The following is a 17723-nucleotide window of genomic DNA, read 5'->3' on the forward strand; positions in this document are numbered from 1 at the left end:
CCTCGCCTTTCGCCTGTCGCAAGGGGAGGACAAGCATGAACCGCCAGCCACACCGTTTCGCCATCGCAACCGCACTGGCGCTCGCGCTCGCCGCATGTTCCGCGCCGGACGAGGAACCCGCCGCACTCGCCACCGACACGATCACCGATGCCACCTTCGGCTGCATCAGCGAACTCACCCCGGTCGACCGCTTCTTCGTCGGCAATCTCGAAGGCGACCTCGAGGCCACGCTGGCGGTCGCGCAATCGGAGAACGGCGGCACCTATCCGGTCGGCTCGATAATCCAGCTCGTCCCCACCGAAGCGATGGTCAAGCGCGCACCGGGATACAGCGCGGCGACCAAGGACTGGGAATTCTTCGACCTCGACATCTCGCCCACCGGCACCAAGATCCTCACCCGCGGCCATGCCGACGTGGTCAACCGCTTCGGCGGTAATTGCCTAGAGTGCCACGAGAAGGCCGAGCCGCAGTGGGACATGATCTGCAGCACAGACCATGGCTGCGACCCGATCCCGCTCAACGACGCGATGATCCGCGCCTTGCAGAAGACCGACCCGCGCTGCGAAGCGACCGAACTCACCGCCGAGGAGCAGGAGGGCCTCGCCCAGCTCCAGGCGATGATGGGCGGCTAGGAGAGTCCTTTCCGCACTCGCGCGGCGGATCACTCGCGCATGCGCATCTGCATCCGCCGTGTGCCGGGGGCCATCGCCTCCACCTTGGTGAAGTTGAGCGAGATCTGCTCGGCGCTGCACGCGGTCACCGTCGCTTCGGGCACGCGCACCACCTGCGCGGTCTCCTCATTGCGGATGACGAGGTTGCGCAGGGTCGCGCCCACTTCGCAGGCCATTCCCGCCGGACGGGCGGCCGCGGCCTCGCGCACTTTCTGCACCGCAGGCAGCAACAGGCCGACCGCCTGCGGATCGGCCCCGGGAGCGGCGACCCGGCCCGGAGCGCCTGCATTGCCCGCGGCGGAATTGCGCCACACTTCAAAGTCGCGCCCGTCGACCTTGCCGTCGCCGTTGAGATCGCCCACCGCGACATTCACGCCGCCGGTATAGCCTTCCGCCTTCTCGCCCTTCTCGACTTTCCAGCTCATCTCGACCTTGCTCTCGCCGGGCACGCCGTCGAACTTGATATAGGCCGCCGCCTGCGCCGCGCAGGGCACCGCCAGCGCCGCCAAGGCTATCGCACAATTCCTGATCTGCATGTTCCTTCCCCTTCCACCGGAGAGGGTACCCCATGCGACACATGCGACATAGTCCAGAATGAAAATTCTGGACTATCTTTGTGTTCCGCACGCCATCCGGCGTGCGATATCCTCGCGCGTTACGAGCAAAGCTCGACGCGCTGCGGGCGGCCGGTCGGCCTTGCGGCTCGCTGGTCGCTCGCCGGAATTACGCCAGCAATGGGCGTCCGCGAGATACCAAGCCAATTTCACTCCCCGATCTCTTCGGCGTCGCACAGTTCCTCGAGCTTGTAGTCGAAGAACATTGCGGCTTCGCGCACGTTATGGTCCTGCGTCAACCGGTCGAGCCGCGCGAGGTGGGCGAGCAGCAGGCGGCTGTCATAGCGGATGCGGGTCGCCACCTCCTCGCCGTGGTAGAAGACCTTCTCTTCCACGCCGTTGAGCGCGCGATCGGCCAGCAATTCCTCGGCATGCGAGCGGGCGAGCAGCAAAGCGCCCTTCCACAACTCCTCGAACCGGCCGCAGGCGCGGCGCATGCGATAGGCGGTGGCGCGATGGACCCCGGCTGCGCGCGCCGCCAGGCGGACATTGCCATGGGTGGAAAGATGCTCGCAGAAGGCGGCCTGCGCCTCGCGGGTGAAGGTGGTGGGGTTTACGGTGGTGGCGGGGAGAGAAGTCATGCGGTCCGGCTCCTTGGGGGAAATGGACCGGACTATTTATAGCATCAATGTTGTGTAGGACAGGCAGATATGCTCAATCAAAATTGGCATTGCATTGCAATCGATATAGATAATTACATTACAGAGTTGACCTCGTTCCCTTTTTGTTCTAGGTAGTGCTTGTGGCGAAGATTTTTAAGTTCCTAGCGTTGGCGGTGATTGCCGGTTTCGCGGGAGCGGCTGTTACGGTCCTTTTCCATATTGGAGTCGCATCTCCGCCTGTGGCCGCTGCGGACATCACATATGTTGATTTTCTCTCCATTACCCTGACCGCGCTAGCTCTAATGATCACGATTCTTGGCTTTTTCGTAGCTGCCGCTGGGGTGATTGGATGGACAACAATCGAGAACAAGCTTCGTGATCACTCAGTTCGATACTTCAAAGATCAGCTAAGCAAGGATGGGGACCTTCGCATTGAGATCGAAGAACTAATCGTGAATATCGCTCATAACGGCATTCAGAATTACAAATCCCAGAAGGGAATGGTTGATACGTCCCACGATAGCGAAGATGAAGAGTACAATGACTGAATTCAGCCATCAAAGCCGTATCCTGCCGGAGCAATTGGCCATACTTCGCGAATACGCGGCTGTCGCACCCGTTCGGGTTGGCGCGCTTGCAAAGGCGCTTGGACTAGAGGTTGTTGTCGCTGCCTTACCCCTTAAGATCAGCGGAATGATCAAACCTAACGAAGATGGCGATGGCTATGTCATAAAGGTAAATCGTTTCGAACCCAAGGCACGGCAACGATTTACAATTGCGCACGAGATTGCCCATTTTTTGCTACACCGAGACCGAATTCAAGCGGGTGTTGTGGATTCTGTTCTATATCGTTCTAAGCTTTCTTCCCGTTTAGAGGCGGAAGCAAACAGGCTGGCGGCGGACATCATTATGCCCCGAGACCTAGTTGAAGAAATTGCTGACCTTGAAAATTTGTCAGATCATGATCAATTAGTCGAACGTCTAGCTCAGAGATTCGACGTTTCTAAGCAGGCAATGGATATACGTATGGGTGGATAATGCTCGCTAGTAAGACTTATGTGACGCTCTTGAAAACTCGCATTTCTGAAATCGAAGCATTCACCTTTTTATCTCAGGCATCGAAAGAGCGAACATTTCCAGTCTTCCTTTTGCGGCCATGGCCAAACGCAAACTTCCTGCAGTATGCAGTTGATAAGATCGTTGCGGCCATGGATGGGCAGCCATTCGCTCTCGGTCTGGATCCTGAACGATTAAACCATTCAAGTTCGAAGCCTGCGCAGCAAGAGTTCGACGACCTTTTTCATCCGAGCCTTGGGTTCCAGCATTACTACGAGTTTATTGACGGGATAGAAGGAGCGGTGCCGGTCCTGCAGCGATCCAGTGATGCAAATAACCTGCTTCGCCAGCTCGCCAACGCCACTGAATTGGATAGAGGTTTGGTTGTCCACCAACAAAGAGGCGCTGGAATCCCGCTGTCTGACACAGTTCTCAACCTTCCTCCGCTCCCTACAGACACGATTTTTGTCGTCGATGCAGGATGGGGTAGAGACCCATTACAAATGGAGGCGTGGGCACTTCCGGTTGCACAGCGCATCTACCAAGCGATCCCCACGGCAGAAATTGTTATTATGTCGAGCTCATTCCCCGAAAGCTTCGGCCACATCGTAGGTGATGTCGAAGAACTGGCGCATGAGAACGGCTTCTTCGAAACCATGCGACACCATCTCCAAGCGGCAGACCTTACGTATGGCGATTGGGGGAGTACTCGACTTCCACAAACGGGAGGCGGAGGAGCAATCCCGCCCCGGATCGACTTGGCGCGACCAGCTTCGTGGCACATCTTTCGCGCCGCCCCGACAGGATCAGAAACTTATCACTCGCTTGCGCAAGATGCGCAGGCGCACCCAAGTTTTTCGGCGGTTCCAGATTGCTGGGGCAAACTTCAAGTGATCGAAACTAATGGAAACGGAGACGGGATTACGGGCCCAAAGATGAATACTTCCGCCCGGATCAATGCTCATATGACTCAAAGAGCAGGTGCTACAATTACACTCGACACAGATGAACAACCATTTGAAGACTAAATTCGAAGCCTACTCCACCGCCTCGCTGATCCGTTCGAGCATCGTTGACCTCCAGCCAGCTTCGCTTCCGACAGGCTCAGGACAGGCTTTGCGCCTTTGCGCCTTTGCGTGAATCAAAGGAAGCGAGGCCCCGGCCTCCGCCGGTGTGACCGCAAGGTTTTCGCTCGAGCCGGATGTGCCCCTCCACCATGCTGCGCATGGTCCCCCTCCCCGTTTCGGGGAGGATTATTCGGCGGCTTCGGATTGCCTTTCCAACATCGGGCGCAAGTACTGCCCGGTAAATGACTTGGGCTCTTGGGCGACCGCCTCCGGAGTCCCCTGCGCAACCACTTCCCCGCCGCGCACGCCGCCTTCCGGCCCAAGGTCCAGAATCCAGTCGGCGGTTTTGATCACGTCGAGGTTGTGCTCGATCACCACAACCGAATTGCCCTGGTCCACCAGCCGGTGGAGCACTTCGAGCAGCTTGCGGACATCCTCGAAGTGAAGGCCGGTGGTCGGCTCGTCCAGTATGTAGAGCGTCTGCCCGGTGCTGCGCTTGCTGAGTTCCTTCGCCAGCTTCACCCGCTGCGCCTCGCCGCCTGACAGCGTGGTCGCCTGCTGGCCCACCTTGACGTAGCCCAGCCCCACCTCGTTCAGCATATGCATCTTGTCACGGATGGGGGGGACGGCCTTGAAGAACTCCTCCGCATCCTCGATCGTCATGTCGAGCACGTCGGCGATCGAGTGGCCCTTGAACTTCACCTCCAGCGTTTCGCGGTTGTAGCGCTTGCCGTGGCATTCCTCGCAAGTGACGTAAACGTCGGGCAGGAAGTGCATCTCGATCTTGATCAGCCCGTCGCCCTGGCACTTCTCGCACCGCCCGCCCTTGACGTTGAAGCTGAAGCGGCCCGGCTTGTAGCCGCGCGCCTGCGCCTCGGGCAGGCCGGCGAACCAGTCACGGATCTGGGTGAAGGCGCCGGTGTAGGTCGCGGGGTTGGAGCGCGGGGTGCGGCCGATCGGCGACTGGTCGATCTCGATCACCTTATCGCAATATTCGAGCCCGGTGATCTTGTCGTGCGCGCCCGCGATCACCCGTGCGCCGTTGAGCGCGCGGGCCGCGCCGGCGTGGAGCGTGTCGATGGTGAACGAGCTCTTGCCGCTGCCGCTGACGCCGGTGATGCAGGTGAAGGTGCCGAGCGGGATGCTGGCGGTGACCTGCTTGAGGTTGTTGGCGCGCGCGCCGTGGACGGTGATGTGCTGGCCGTTGCCCTTGCGGCGGGTGGTTGGCACGTCGATCCGGCGGCGGCCGGTCAGGTAATCAGCGGTGAGCGAGCCCTTGGCCCGCTCGATATCGGCAAGCTTGCCCTGCGCCACCACTTCGCCGCCGTGGACGCCCGCGCCGGGGCCAAGGTCTACAATATGGTCGGCGGCGCGGATCGCGTCTTCATCGTGTTCGACCACGATCACCGTATTGCCAAGGTCGCGCAGGCGCTTGAGCGTTTCGAGCAGCCGGTCGTTGTCGCGCTGGTGCAGGCCGATGCTGGGCTCGTCGAGCACGTAGAGCACGCCCGAGAGGCCGCTGCCGATCTGGCTGGCGAGGCGGATGCGCTGGCTCTCGCCGCCGGAGAGGGTGCCGCTGGTACGGTCAAGGTTGAGGTAGTCCAGCCCGACATTGTCGAGGAAGCCCAGCCGCTCGTTGATCTCTTTCAGGATGGCGCGGGCGATCTGCTGCTGCGTGTCGTTGAGCTTGGCCTCGAGCGCGAGGAACCACGCCTTCGCGTCGGCCACGCTCATCCTGACCGGAGTGGCGATGTCGGTTCCTGCAACCTTCACCGACAGCGCCTTCTCGTTGAGACGCTTGCCGCCGCAAGTCTCGCATGGCTGCGCCGTCTGGTACTTGCTCAGCTCCTCGCGCATCCACGCGCTCTCGGTCTGCAGCATGCGGCGGTTGAGGTTGCCGATCACGCCCTCGAACGGTTTGCGCACGGTGTATTCCTTGCGCCCGTCCTTGAAGGTGAGCTCGACCGGCATGCCGCCCGTGCCGTGGAGGATGATCATCCGCTGATCGGGCTCAAGCTCGTTCCACGGCGTGGTGAGGTCGAACTCGTAGGCCTTGGCGAGGCTCGCCAGCACCTGCATGTAATAGGGCGACGGCGGGTTGGACTTGGCCCAGGGCACCACCGCGCCCTGCTTCAGGCTGAGCGCTTCGTTCGGCACGACCAGCTGCGGATCGAACAGCAGCTTCTCGCCGATCCCGTCGCAAGTGGCGCAGGCGCCCTGCGGCGCGTTGAAGGAGAACAGCCGCGGCTCGATCTCTTCGATGGTGAAGCCACTGACCGGGCAGGCGAACTTCTCGCTGAACACGATGCGGTTGGCGGGGATGCCCGCGCCCTTCATCGCGCCGCCCGCTTCGCCCTCGCCCTCGCGGCCCGGCACCACGGCGTCCGCCAGATCGACATAGGCCAGCCCTTCGGCAAGCTTGAGCGCGGTCTCGAAAGAGTCGGCGAGGCGCGTCTCCAGCCCCTCCTTCACCGCGACGCGATCGACCACCACTTCGATGTCATGCTTGTACTTCTTGTCGAGCGCGGGCGCTTCCTCGATCGCATACATTTCGCCATCGATCCGCACGCGGGTGAAGCCCGCCTTCTGCCACTCGGCCAGCTCCTTGCGGTATTCGCCCTTGCGCCCGCGCACCACCGGGGCAAGCAGGTAGAGCCGCGTGCCTTCGGGCAGCGCCATCACCCGGTCGACCATCTGGCTGACGGTCTGCGCGCTGATCGGCTCACCCGTGGCGGGCGAATAAGGAATGCCCACCCGCGCCCACAGCAGGCGCATATAGTCGTAAATTTCGGTAACGGTCGCGACGGTCGAGCGCGGATTGCGGCTGGTGGTCTTCTGCTCGATCGAGATCGCGGGGGAAAGCCCGTCGATATGCTCGACATCGGGCTTCTGCATCATCTCGAGGAACTGGCGAGCATAGGCGCTCAGCGATTCCACATAGCGCCGCTGCCCCTCGGCATAGATCGTGTCGAAAGCAAGCGAAGACTTGCCCGAACCCGACAGGCCGGTGATCACGATCAGCGCATCGCGCGGCAGATCGATGTCGATCCCCTTGAGGTTGTGTTCGCGCGCGCCGCGGACAGAAATCTTGGTGAGGGCCATGAAGGGCGTGTTCCGCAAATGTTCCGATTAGTCAAGTGAGGAGCGCGCAAGGCCCACAGCGATATAGGGAGATGTGGGAACAAACGCACGGGATGCAATCCGTTTTCGTGCCTGGAACTATCGTCGGCTTGCCGATCCAGACACGCACCATGGGACTCAAGTGCACTTTACTTTTTCTACCGCTGCGCCCGAATAACGCCGGGCTACAGGAAATCTGAAGGCCAATCGCGATCCGCAAATCGCTAGCAAGGCCTCCTCTTTGCAAGTCGATCCCTCCCGCCCTTCGGGTCGCACCTGGGCCCATGGGCGAATATTGCAAAGAAGGGCCGGGCACGAAATTCTCCACATGCCCGGCCCAATTTTCTTGGAGCTCGGATCAGGATAGCAATTCATACACTTTGCTTCAGGTGTGCCCTGCCACTAACGCTTGTTCGCCTTCCAGGCCGATCCAGCGCATCGAAACGCCCCAGCCTGCGCGGATATTGGCCGGAGACAATGCTTCGGGAGGCGGGCCATCGGCCACCAACCTCCCTTCGCGCAGCACGATAACGCGGTCGGCATGGTTCATTGCGGTGGCAAGATCATGCACGACCAGCGCCACCCCTGCCCCGCCCCGCGCGGCATGCCCAAGGTGGCGCAAGAGAGCCTGCTGGTGCGCGAGGTCGAGCGCGGCGAAGGGCTCGTCGGCGAGGATCCAGCGCGGCTCCCCCGCCAGCACCCGCGCCAGCAAGGCCCGCACCTTCTCGCCGCCCGACAATTGCGAGACGGGGCGATGGCGCAGCCCCTCTAGATCGAGCGCGGCGATAGCGCTTTCGACCGCCTGCTCCCCGCGATCCCGATGCGGCATCCGCCCCAACCGCACGAGGTTCTCTACCGCGACGTCCCATGCCACTTCGGCCTCTTGCGGAAGGTATCCGATGCGTTGCGCACGGACGCGCGGATGCATCGTGCCCAGCGGCTCGCTGTCCAGCGTGACCGCCCCGACAGAAGGTTCAAGCAGCCCTGCCAGCGCCATCAGCAGGCTGGACTTGCCTGCGCCATTGGGGCCGCAAATCGCCGTGACCTTCCCCGGCCCGATCGCCATGCTCAGCCGGTCGAGCACCTGCACCCGTCCGCGCACCAGCGAAAGCCCTTCGGCGGCAAGCATCACAGCCTCCCCCGGCGCATCCGCACCAGCAGCCAGAGGAAGAACGGCGCGCCGAGCAGGCTAAGCGCGATCCCGAGCCGCAGTTCAGTGACGAGTGGCAGGATGCGGACAAGGCTGTCTGCCGCAAGCACCAGGCAGGCGCCCGCCAGCGCGCTCGGCAGGATCAGGCTCGAAGGCAGCCGGTCGGTCAGCGGGCGGACAAGATGCGGCACGATCAGGCCGACGAAGCCGATGATGCCTGCCACCGCCACGCTTGCACCAACGGTGAGCCCCACTCCGCCCACCAGCAGGCCCAGCAGCCAGCCGGGCCGCACACCGAGCGACCGTGCCGCCGCTTCGCCCAGCGTCAAGGCGTCGAGCGATCGCGCCGCCAGCAGGAGCAGGCCGATCCCTGCCACCACGAGCGGCGCGGCGAGCGCCACGTCGCGCCAGCTGCGATCTGTCAGCGCACCGTTGAGCCACAGCACGATCTCGCTCATGGCGAAGGCATTGGGAGAGAGCGTGATTGCCAGCGCGGTGAGCGCGCCGGCGAGGCTGGCGATCATCAGTCCCGCCAGCGTGAACAGCGCGATCCCGCCGGTGCGCCCGGCAATCGCGGCCAGCATCGCCATGCCAGCCGCCGCGCCCGCCAGCGCCATCAAGGGCAACAGCCACGGGCTTGGACCGAAACCGAACCACAGGCTTGCAACCGCGCCCAATGCCGCCATTGGCGCGATCCCGAACAGTCCTGGATCGGCCAGCGGGTTGCGCAGATAGCCCTGCATCGCAGCGCCAGCCGCCCCCAAACCCGCACCGATCGCCACCGCCAGCAACGCGCGCGGCAGGCGCAGCTCCATCAGGATCAGCGCGGCATTGGGCGTGGAAGCGGGATCGATCCATACGCGCCCCGCCAGCAGCGACAGCGGCAGCAACAGCGCAAGAAGGCCTGCGAAAACGAGCGTGGCCCGGTTCATCATGTGCCTTCCGCCCGAATTTCGCCGAGGCGAGCCATCGCCCGGATGATCGTTGGGCCGCCGCAATAAAGCAATGCAGGGTCAAAGCTTTCGACGCGCGTTGCCTTGAGCCGGGACAAGGCCGGGTGGCGTTGCGCACGCGCATCCCCGGCGACCAGCAACACTTCGGGCGGATCGGCCAGAAGCGCTTCGAGCGAGAGGTAGTCCGCCTGCCCCATTCCCCGCGCTGCGCTCTGGCTGCCGAACCCGGCGCGCCGCATCAATTCGCTCGCCAGCGTCGCCTTGCCCGGGACGATCTGCCCCGGTTGCCACAACACTGCGGAAACCACAGGTGTGCCCGGAGGTGCCGCGCCATCCGCCAACGCGGCTTCGATCCGCCGCGCCAATTCCTCGCCGCGAGCTTGCTGCCCGGCGAGCGCGGCGATCTCGCGCACCTGCGCAATGCTCTCTTCCGGTGTGCCGGCGATGCCGACGTATCGGGTCGGGATGGCCAGATCGGCCAGCGCCTGGCGCGTGGATGGCGCAAGGAAAGTGTCCGCCAGCACAAGGTCGGGATCGAGCGCGAGCACTTCCTCGACCGTGCCGCCGGTGGTCGAGTATTTCTGCGCAACGCTGGCGGGGATCGAACTGCCCGCCGGATCGCGGCTGTAATGCGAGAGGGCTAGGATCTGCCCCGGATCGGCCACTTCGACCAGGATCGCGTCGATGCAGGGGTTGAGGCTGACGATGCTTGGTAGCACACCAGCATCGCGCACACCGCTCTCTTGCGCGCCGGGCATGCAGCCAGCCAGCGCGAAAAGCGCGAGCGTGCAAGCCGCAAGGCGTCTGCCGGTCGTGAAAAATCCAGTGCGCATCGATCCCCTTCGCGCGGCCTGCGATAGAGGCGGCGGAGCGCGGCTGCAAGCTGGCGCTCCTGCTCGGGGGAGCCCGCAAGGCCATGGAAAACGCTCCATTAACCCTGTCGCGGAACCAAGCCTTAGGCCGGGCCGGCTAGAGAGTGCTCAGCCAGACAAATACCCCTCTGAGGTCGCACACATGCAGTTCTCTTCGAACGCCGCGCGTAATTTGCAGCGTGGCCCGCTCGCTCGCCTGATCGTCCCGGACCACCCTGGCGAAGCTGCGAATGACAATGGCGAGGAGCCGGTGAGCGAAGCCATGCTCGAAGCTTCGTTGCGGCATTTCGCCGCGCACGGACTTGGCGCGGCACGCGCAGCGCGCCTGCAGGCCGAGTTTGCCTTCTTTGCCGGTGACCGTACCGCCTATCACTGGTGGCTGGGCATCTGCCGCCTGCTCGACAAGCGCATGGCGATGATCGCAGCGCGCGAATTCGAAGCAAACCCGCCCGGAAAGATCGGCTGAAACCGCTCAGCCAATCTCAGGCGAAAGAGCCAATTATCTCAAGTTTCAGCCAATTCTTGAGAAAACGGCTCGAATCCATCAGGTATAATGGTAAGCGGCACGTTAACCGGAAAGTGACGACTTCATCCTATCACGAAGTTGTGCTGGGACGGATCACCCACGTCGGCGCCCTCAGGGAACGCCTTTCGCTGCTGTCGCGCGAGGACAATTTGTCCGAGCGGGTGCGCCGCATCCTCGTATCCACGCTCTACACTCAGCCTACCAGCCTCGCGATCGGCGCGATCAACGGGATCGCATCGACTGCGATCGCCGCATGGGTCTCGGGCATCGACATCCTCTATACCGGGTGCATCGTGCTGACGGTGATCGCAGTGGCGCGCGTCACCGCGGCGCTGGGGCTTTCGCCCGACGAGAACAGCAACAGCACCAACAAGCTTGAAATCGCCTATGAAGTGGGCGCGTTCAGCTATGCCTTCGTGCTCGGCGCGCTCGCCGGGCTGACGATGGCGCTCAGGGCACCCGCGTCGGTCGAAGTGCTGATGATCGCCAACGCTACCTGCTATGGCGTGGGCATTTGCGCGCGCAACGCCGGGCGACCCACGATTGCGCTGGGCCAATTGGTGCTGGTCTGCCTGCCGATCATGGCCGCCGCGCTCTACGTCGGCACAATCGCATTCGTGGCGCTGTTCGTCACCATGCTGCTGCTGCTTCCCGCGATGTGGTCGATCACGCTCAACGTGTTCAAGGTGCTGCGCGATTCTATCAGCGCGGCCGAAACCAGCGCGCAGCTGGCTGACAAGATGCAGCTGCTGGCACGGACCGACGTGGTGACCGGGCTGGCCAACCGCGCCGGCCTCAATCACGCGATGGTCGAAAGCATGATGTCGCGCACGGATGATGAGCGGATGGCGCTGCTGTGGATCGACCTCGACCGGTTCAAGGAGGTCAATGACCTGCTGGGCCATCCGGTGGGTGACCGGGTGCTGGCGGAAGTGGCCAAAAGGCTGCGCGAGATCGCCCCCGAAGGATCGACCGTTGCGCGCTTCGGCGGCGACGAATTCGTGCTCTACGGCCCGGTCTCGGGCCGCAAGGAGGCCGAGCGCTTGGCCAGCGAAATCCATATCGAGATCATGCGTCCGCTGCGGGTCGACAACCGCGCGCTCGACGTGCGCGCCTCGCTCGGCGTCGCGCTGATGCCCGATGACGCGCAGGACATCGACACGCTGATGCAGCGATCGGACCTCGCGCTTTATCACGCCAAGGTTGCCGGCCGTTCGCAGACCAGCTTCTTCAATCCGTCGATGACGCGCGAGCTTGTGCGCCGCCGCGAGATCGAGGACGAGCTGCGGCTCGCCATCATGCGCGACGAGCTGTCGATCTTCTTCCAGCCGATCGTGGACCTGGCGACGGGCCGTATCCGCACCTTCGAAGCGCTGGTGCGCTGGTTCCACCCGGAAAAGGGCGAGCTGCGCCCCGACGAGTTCATCCCCGTGGCCGAGGAAACCGGCGTGATCGTGACGCTGGGCAACTGGATCACCGCGCAGGCCGCGCGCGCCTGCGCGCAATGGCCCGAGGATGTGAGCGTGGCAGTGAACCTTTCACCGCTGCAGATCCGCGCGCCCGGCGCTGCGCTGGGCATCCTCAACGCCCTGCGCGAAGCAAAGCTCGATCCCCGGCGGCTCGAGCTGGAAGTCACGGAATCGCTGTTCGTCGACGATACCCATGCGACCGCCGCTTTCATCGAAGAGCTGTCTGACCGCGGCGTACGTTTCGCGCTCGACGATTTCGGCACCGGCTATTCCTCGCTGGGCTACATCAACTCCTTCCCCTTCTCGAAGATCAAGGTCGACCGCAGCTTCGTGTCCGGCCCCAACGTCGGCAAGAAGAGCGACGCGATCATCCGCGCCGTGGCCGAAATGGGCACCACGCTGGGGATGGAGATCGTCGCCGAAGGGATCGAGACGATCGAGCAGGTGCGCGCGGTGCGCGAAGCCGGATGTACGCTCGGCCAGGGCTATTACTTCAGCCGCGCCGTGCCGGACTATCTCGCGGCGATGCTGCTGGCGCAGGAACGCGACGACGACCTGCCCAAGGCGCTGATGGCCTGAAGGCCATAGCAAACCCACCAACAAGACTATCTGTCTGATCCCATTCCGCAGCCTGTTCTGTGGAACTGGATTGCTGATTCCAACAGCCCTTATTGCTATTGCGAATTGTTTGCGAAAATTCCCTTGCAAATAGGACATTTCACAGTTGCATTCGCCTGCCGCGAGGCCTAGGCCGCCTGCAAATAGCCAGGCGTACTCCCTCACGGACGCAGGGGAACGCGCCACTTGCGGCCCACACTGTGCCAGCGTCCCGAGTTTGACGAAAGGACCCTTCCCCCAATGGCCCGCAAGAAGATTGCGCTCATCGGCGCCGGCATGATCGGCGGCACGCTTGCCCACCTCGCTGCCAAGCACGAAATGGGCGATATCGTCCTTTACGACATCGCCGAAGGCATGCCGCAGGGCAAGGCGCTGGACATCAGCCAGTGCGGGCCGATCGAAGGCTTCGACGCCAACATCAAGGGCACCAACGACATTGCCGACATCGCCGGGGCAGACGTGATCATCGTCACCGCCGGTATCGCCCGCAAGCCCGGCATGAGCCGCGACGATTTGCTCGGCATCAACCTTGGCGTGATGAAGGCCGTGGGCCAGGGCATCGCCACTCACGCTCCCGATGCTTTCGTGATCTGCATCACCAACCCGCTCGACGCGATGGTCTGGGCGCTGCGCGAATTCAGCGGCCTGCCGCACAACAAGGTGGTGGGCATGGCGGGCGTGCTCGACAGCGCGCGCTTCGCGACCTTCCTCGCGTGGGAATTCGGCGTGAGCGTGAAGGACGTGAACGCTTTCGTGCTCGGCGGCCACGGCGACACCATGGTCCCCGTCACCGCCTACACCACCGTATCGGGCATCCCGGTCGACGATCTCGTCAAGATGGGCCGCTCGACCAAGGAAAAGATCGACGCGATCGTGCAGCGCACCCGCAGCGGCGGCGGCGAGATCGTCGCCCTGCTCAAGACCGGCTCGGCTTATTATGCCCCGGCCACCAGCGCGATCGCCATGGCGGAAGCCTATCTGGGTGACCAGAAGCGCATCCTTCCCTGCGCAGTGCACCTCACCGGCCAGTATGGCGTGGACGACCTCTATGTCGGCGTGCCGGTGGTGATCGGCGCTGGCGGCGCCGAGGAAGTGATCGAAATCGCACTCGAAGGCGAGGCCAAGGCGAACTTCCAGGTCAGCGTCGACGCGGTCAAGGAACTGCTCGAAGCGTGCAAGGGCATTGAGCCGTCGCTGGCTTGATCGTCATTCTATCCAATCTTCTCAGGAGAGACTGAATGTCCATCCTCGTAAACAAGAACACCAAGGTCATCACTCAGGGCATGACCGGCGACACCGGCACCTTCCACACGCAGCAGGCGCTGGCCTATGGCACGCAGATGGTTGCGGGCGTGACCCCCGGCAAGGGCGGCACCGAGCACATCGGCCTGCCGGTCTATGATACGGTGGCCGAAGCCAAGCTCGCCACCGGCGCAACCGCTTCGTGCATCTATGTGCCGCCTCCATTCGCCGCGGATTCGATCCTCGAAGCGATCGACGCCGAAGTCGAACTGATCGTCTGCATCACCGAAGGCATCCCGGTGCTGGACATGGTGCGCGTGAAGCGTGCGCTGTCGGGCTCGAAGTCGCGCCTGATCGGCCCCAACTGCCCCGGCGTGCTGACCCCCGGCGAATGCAAGATCGGCATCATGCCGGGCTCGATCTTCAAGAAGGGCAGCGTCGGCGTCGTTTCGCGTTCGGGCACGCTGACCTATGAAGCCGTACATCAGACGACCATGGTCGGCCTGGGCCAGACCACCGCAGTCGGCATCGGCGGCGACCCGGTCAACGGCACCAACTTCATCGACGTGCTCGACATGTTCCTGAGCGATGACGAGACCAAGTCGATCATCATGATCGGCGAAATCGGCGGCAGCGCCGAGGAAGAAGCCGCCGAATTCATCAAGGAGCAGGCGAAAAAGGGCCGCAAGAAGCCGATGGTCGGCTTCATCGCGGGCCGCACCGCCCCTCCCGGCCGCCGCATGGGCCATGCCGGTGCGATCGTGTCGGGCGGCCAGGGCGGCGCCGAAGACAAGATCGCGGCGATGGAAGCGGCAGGCATCCGTGTCAGCCCCTCCCCCAGCGAGCTCGGCACCACGCTCGACGCGCTGCTGAAGGAACTGGCGTAAACACTTTCTCCTCCCCGGAGGCCTGATATGGGCAACGAACACCACGATTTTCTTCCCGAACTGCCGGGCCAGGACGGCCCGCAGCCCGGCCCCAGCTGGGGCAATCCGCGCTGGCTGGACGCCGTCTCGGATGCGGGCGCGGACCTGACTGCCGCGCTCGACCCCACCCAGCTCAAGGCGGCGGTGAAGGATGCGGCGGCAAAGGCCGGCAAACCTGCCGATCCCAAGGCGATCGAGCAGGCGGCGGCGGATTCGATCCGCGCCATGCTGCTGGTGCGGCTCTATCGTGTGCGCGGGCACATGGCGGCCGATCTCGACCCGCTGGGCCTGCATGCGCACAACATGCCCGAAGACCTCTCGCTCGCATGGCACGGTTTTGCCGGCCAGGAAGACCGCGAAGTCTATGTCGGCGGAGTGTTCGGCTTCGAATGGGTGAAGGTGCGCGACCTATATGACGCGCTGCGCCGTACCTATTGCGGCAAGGTCGGCCTCGAATACATGCATATCGCCGACACCGAAGAGCGGCGCTTCCTGCAGGACAAGTTCGAAAGCCCCGGCGAAACGATCCAGTTCACCGAGGAAGGCAAGCGGGCGATCCTCGCCGCCGTGGTTCGCGGCGAGCAATATGAGGAATTCCTCGGCAAGAAATATGTCGGCACCAAGCGCTTCGGGCTCGACGGTGGCGAATCGATGATCCCCGCGCTTGAAGCGGTGATCAAATATGGCGGCGCCAACGGCGTGCGCGAGATCATCTACGGCATGGCGCACCGCGGGCGCCTCAACGTGCTCGCGAACGTGATGGGCAAGCCTTACAAGGTGATCTTCCACGAATTCTCGGGCGGCAGCGCCAACCCCGACGAAGTCGGCGGCTCGGGCGATGTGAAGTACCACCTCGGCACCAGCACCGATCGCGAGTTCGACGGCATCGAAGTGCACATGTCGCTTGTGCCCAACCCTTCCCACCTCGAAGCGGTGGATCCGGTGGTTCTGGGCAAGGCGCGCGCGCAGCAGGCGATCCGCGACGACCTGAAGCAGCACGAGCAGGTGCTGCCGGTGCTGATCCATGGCGATGCGGCCTTTGCCGGCCAGGGCGTAGTGTGGGAATGCCTCGGCATGTCGGGCGTGCCCGGTTACAACACCGGCGGCTGCCTGCACTTCATCATCAACAACCAGATCGGCTTCACCACCGCGCCCAAATTCTCGCGCGGGTCGCCCTATCCATCCGACGTCGCCAAGGGCGTCCAGGCGCCGATCCTGCACGTCAATGGCGACGATCCGGAAGCGGTGACTTTCGCCTGCAAGCTGGCGATCGACTATCGCCAGACCTTCAAGCGCGACGTCGTGATCGACATGTGGTGCTATCGCCGCTTCGGCCACAATGAAGGCGACGAGCCGAAATTCACGCAGCCGCTGATGTATGACGCGATCCGCCAGCATCCCAAGGTCAGCTCGATCTATGCCGACCGGCTGATCGAGGAAGGCGTGATCGAAAAGGGCTATGCCCCAAAGCTGCGCGAGGAATTCGTCGCGCTGCTCGATGAGGAATTCGAAGCCGCCAAGAGCTATCAGCCCAACCATGCCGACTGGTTCGGCGGGCGCTGGGCGGGCCTAAACAAGCCGGCTGATCCCGAAGGCGCGCGCCGCAATGTCGAGACCGCGATCGAAAAGAAGCTGTTCGACAGCATCGGCCGCACCATCACGACGATCCCCGACGATCTCGAAGCGCACAAGACCTTGCGCCGCGTGATCGATGGCCGCGCCGAAATGTTCAAGGACGGCGAAGGCTTCGACTGGGCCACCGCCGAAGCGCTCGCCTTCGGCAGCCTCGTGACCGAAGGCTTCGGCGTGCGCCTGTCCGGCCAGGATTCGGGCCGCGGCACCTTCAGCCAGCGTCACGCGGTGTGGGTCGACCAGAAGACCGAGGCCAAATACATCCCGCTGTGCCAACTGCCGCATGGCAAGTTCGAAGTCTATGACAGCCCGCTCAGCGAATATGGCGTACTCGGTTTCGAATACGGCTTCGCGATGGCCGATCCCAAGACGCTGGTGCTGTGGGAAGCGCAATTCGGCGACTTCGCCAATGGCGCGCAGATTATGATCGACCAGTTCATCGCCAGCGGCGAAGCCAAATGGCTGCGCGCCAACGGGCTCGTGCTGCTGCTGCCGCATGGATACGAGGGCCAGGGTCCGGAGCACAGCTCTGCCCGGCTCGAGCGTTTCCTGCAGCTGTGTGCGAACGACAATATCCAGGTCTGCAACATCACCACCCCGGCCAATTACTTCCACGTGTTGCGCCGACAGATGCTGCGCCCCTTCCGCAAGCCGCTGGTCATCATGACTCCCAAGAGCCTGCTGCGCCATCCCAAGGCGAAGAGCAGCACCAGCGAGTTCATGGGTGAACAGCACTTCATGCGGATCAAGTCGGACCTCAAGTCGATCGACGACAAGAAGGTCCGCCGCCTGGTGCTGTGCAGCGGCAAGGTCAGCTACGAGCTGATGGAAAAGCGCGACGAGGAGGGCCTCGAAGACGTCTCGATCGTCCGGATCGAGCAGCTCTATCCCTTCCCCGGCGAGCCGCTTGCCGCGCGCCTCAAGCGCATGACCGGCCTCGAAGAGGTGATCTGGTGCCAGGAAGAACCGCGCAACAATGGCGCATGGTTCTTCGTCGAAAGCCAGATCGAGCAGGCGTTGAGCGACGCCGGGCATGACGGTATGCGGCCGCGCTATGCCGGGCGCGATGCCTCGGCTTCGCCGGCCACCGGCCTCGCCAAGCGCCACCAGGAACAGCAGGAAGCCCTTGTGGCTGCCGCGCTGGGGCTGGACGGCAAAGCCAATTCAACCAAATCTTCCAAGAAGAAGGCCTGAGGAAACAAGCA

General features: G+C 63.2%; 15 protein-coding genes. 9 read left to right on the plus strand and 6 right to left on the minus strand.

The window, feature by feature from the left end; all coding sequences use genetic code 11:
* Positions 1 to 35 precede the first annotated feature (35 nt).
* The gene (locus tag ACUJ47_RS04935; RefSeq protein WP_445537323.1) at positions 36 to 632 is read left to right on the plus strand and encodes a hypothetical protein; all 597 of its coding nucleotides are present in this window, start codon (positions 36 to 38) and stop codon (positions 630 to 632) included.
* A gap of 29 nt (positions 633 to 661) precedes the next feature.
* Here ACUJ47_RS04935 and ACUJ47_RS04940 read toward each other — a convergent pair whose 3' ends face one another.
* Complete coding sequence (locus tag ACUJ47_RS04940) at positions 662 to 1207, minus strand: hypothetical protein (protein WP_445537324.1); 546 nt, start codon at positions 1205 to 1207, stop codon at positions 662 to 664.
* Between the two features lie 227 nt (positions 1208 to 1434).
* Entirely contained in the window at positions 1435 to 1866 is a 432-nt protein-coding gene (locus ACUJ47_RS04945) for a hypothetical protein (RefSeq protein ID WP_445537325.1), read from the minus strand.
* 161 nt (positions 1867 to 2027) lie between these two features.
* Here ACUJ47_RS04945 and ACUJ47_RS04950 point away from each other — a divergent pair, with 161 nt between their 5' ends.
* The 3 genes from ACUJ47_RS04950 to ACUJ47_RS04960 are packed head-to-tail and all read left to right on the plus strand — an operon-like array spanning position 2028 to position 3971.
* Positions 2028 to 2435: a hypothetical protein gene (locus ACUJ47_RS04950; protein ID WP_445537326.1), complete on the plus strand. Its 408-nt coding sequence runs from the start codon at positions 2028 to 2030 to the stop codon at positions 2433 to 2435.
* Entirely contained in the window at positions 2428 to 2925 is a 498-nt protein-coding gene (locus tag ACUJ47_RS04955) for an ImmA/IrrE family metallo-endopeptidase (RefSeq protein ID WP_445537327.1), read from the plus strand. Before ACUJ47_RS04950 ends, ACUJ47_RS04955 begins: the two co-directional genes overlap by 8 nt.
* Positions 2926 to 2954: 29 nt before the next feature.
* Entirely contained in the window at positions 2955 to 3971 is a 1017-nt protein-coding gene (locus ACUJ47_RS04960) for a beta family protein (protein ID WP_445537328.1), read from the plus strand.
* Positions 3972 to 4196: 225 nt separating this feature from the next.
* On the opposite strand, the gene uvrA is transcribed toward ACUJ47_RS04960, so the two are convergent.
* The 4 genes from uvrA to ACUJ47_RS04980 form a co-directional block, all read right to left on the minus strand.
* Positions 4197 to 7112 carry an excinuclease ABC subunit UvrA gene (gene uvrA, locus ACUJ47_RS04965; RefSeq protein WP_445537329.1) on the minus strand — a complete coding sequence of 972 codons (2916 nt, stop codon included), beginning with the start codon at positions 7110 to 7112 and terminating at the stop codon, positions 4197 to 4199.
* A 403-nt stretch (positions 7113 to 7515) separates the two neighbouring features.
* Positions 7516 to 8259: an ABC transporter ATP-binding protein gene (locus tag ACUJ47_RS04970; protein WP_445537330.1), complete on the minus strand. Its 744-nt coding sequence runs from the start codon at positions 8257 to 8259 to the stop codon at positions 7516 to 7518.
* Positions 8259 to 9212: a FecCD family ABC transporter permease gene (locus ACUJ47_RS04975; RefSeq protein ID WP_445538863.1), complete on the minus strand. Its 954-nt coding sequence runs from the start codon at positions 9210 to 9212 to the stop codon at positions 8259 to 8261. The genes ACUJ47_RS04970 and ACUJ47_RS04975 overlap by 1 nt, the downstream gene beginning before the upstream one ends.
* The gene (locus tag ACUJ47_RS04980; RefSeq protein ID WP_445537331.1) at positions 9212 to 10066 is read right to left on the minus strand and encodes an ABC transporter substrate-binding protein; all 855 of its coding nucleotides are present in this window, start codon (positions 10064 to 10066) and stop codon (positions 9212 to 9214) included. The genes ACUJ47_RS04975 and ACUJ47_RS04980 overlap by 1 nt, the downstream gene beginning before the upstream one ends.
* A gap of 181 nt (positions 10067 to 10247) precedes the next feature.
* Between ACUJ47_RS04980 and ACUJ47_RS04985 the strand changes: the two genes are divergently transcribed.
* The 5 genes from ACUJ47_RS04985 to ACUJ47_RS05005 all read left to right on the plus strand — a co-directional run bounded on the left by ACUJ47_RS04985 (position 10248) and on the right by ACUJ47_RS05005 (position 17712).
* Positions 10248 to 10571: a hypothetical protein gene (locus ACUJ47_RS04985; RefSeq protein ID WP_445537332.1), complete on the plus strand. Its 324-nt coding sequence runs from the start codon at positions 10248 to 10250 to the stop codon at positions 10569 to 10571.
* A gap of 113 nt (positions 10572 to 10684) precedes the next feature.
* On the plus strand, positions 10685 to 12679 hold the full coding sequence (locus ACUJ47_RS04990) for a putative bifunctional diguanylate cyclase/phosphodiesterase (protein ID WP_445537333.1): 1995 nt from the start codon (positions 10685 to 10687) through the stop codon (positions 12677 to 12679).
* Between the two features lie 279 nt (positions 12680 to 12958).
* The gene (gene mdh / locus ACUJ47_RS04995; protein ID WP_445537334.1) at positions 12959 to 13921 is read left to right on the plus strand and encodes a malate dehydrogenase; all 963 of its coding nucleotides are present in this window, start codon (positions 12959 to 12961) and stop codon (positions 13919 to 13921) included.
* A 35-nt stretch (positions 13922 to 13956) separates the two neighbouring features.
* Complete coding sequence (gene sucD / locus ACUJ47_RS05000) at positions 13957 to 14847, plus strand: succinate--CoA ligase subunit alpha (RefSeq protein WP_445537335.1); 891 nt, start codon at positions 13957 to 13959, stop codon at positions 14845 to 14847.
* Positions 14848 to 14874: 27 nt separating this feature from the next.
* Positions 14875 to 17712: a 2-oxoglutarate dehydrogenase E1 component gene (locus tag ACUJ47_RS05005; RefSeq protein WP_445537336.1), complete on the plus strand. Its 2838-nt coding sequence runs from the start codon at positions 14875 to 14877 to the stop codon at positions 17710 to 17712.
* Positions 17713 to 17723: the final 11 nt, after the last annotated feature.

The sequence above is a fragment of the Altererythrobacter sp. Z27 genome (assembly GCF_052683155.1).

Coding starts and splice junctions, on each gene's coding strand:
- ACUJ47_RS04935 (WP_445537323.1), top strand. CDS start 36: ATGAACCGCCAGCCACACCGTTTCGCCATCGCAACCGCACTGGCGCTC.
- ACUJ47_RS04940 (WP_445537324.1), bottom strand. CDS start 1,207: ATGCAGATCAGGAATTGTGCGATAGCCTTGGCGGCGCTGGCGGTGCCC.
- ACUJ47_RS04945 (WP_445537325.1), bottom strand. CDS start 1,866: ATGACTTCTCTCCCCGCCACCACCGTAAACCCCACCACCTTCACCCGC.
- ACUJ47_RS04955 (WP_445537327.1), top strand. CDS start 2,428: ATGACTGAATTCAGCCATCAAAGCCGTATCCTGCCGGAGCAATTGGCC.
- uvrA (WP_445537329.1), bottom strand. CDS start 7,112: ATGGCCCTCACCAAGATTTCTGTCCGCGGCGCGCGCGAACACAACCTC.
- ACUJ47_RS04970 (WP_445537330.1), bottom strand. CDS start 8,259: ATGCTTGCCGCCGAAGGGCTTTCGCTGGTGCGCGGACGGGTGCAGGTG.
- ACUJ47_RS04975 (WP_445538863.1), bottom strand. CDS start 9,212: ATGAACCGGGCCACGCTCGTTTTCGCAGGCCTTCTTGCGCTGTTGCTG.
- ACUJ47_RS04980 (WP_445537331.1), bottom strand. CDS start 10,066: ATGCGCACTGGATTTTTCACGACCGGCAGACGCCTTGCGGCTTGCACG.
- ACUJ47_RS04985 (WP_445537332.1), top strand. CDS start 10,248: ATGCAGTTCTCTTCGAACGCCGCGCGTAATTTGCAGCGTGGCCCGCTC.
- mdh (WP_445537334.1), top strand. CDS start 12,959: ATGGCCCGCAAGAAGATTGCGCTCATCGGCGCCGGCATGATCGGCGGC.
- sucD (WP_445537335.1), top strand. CDS start 13,957: ATGTCCATCCTCGTAAACAAGAACACCAAGGTCATCACTCAGGGCATG.
- ACUJ47_RS05005 (WP_445537336.1), top strand. CDS start 14,875: ATGGGCAACGAACACCACGATTTTCTTCCCGAACTGCCGGGCCAGGAC.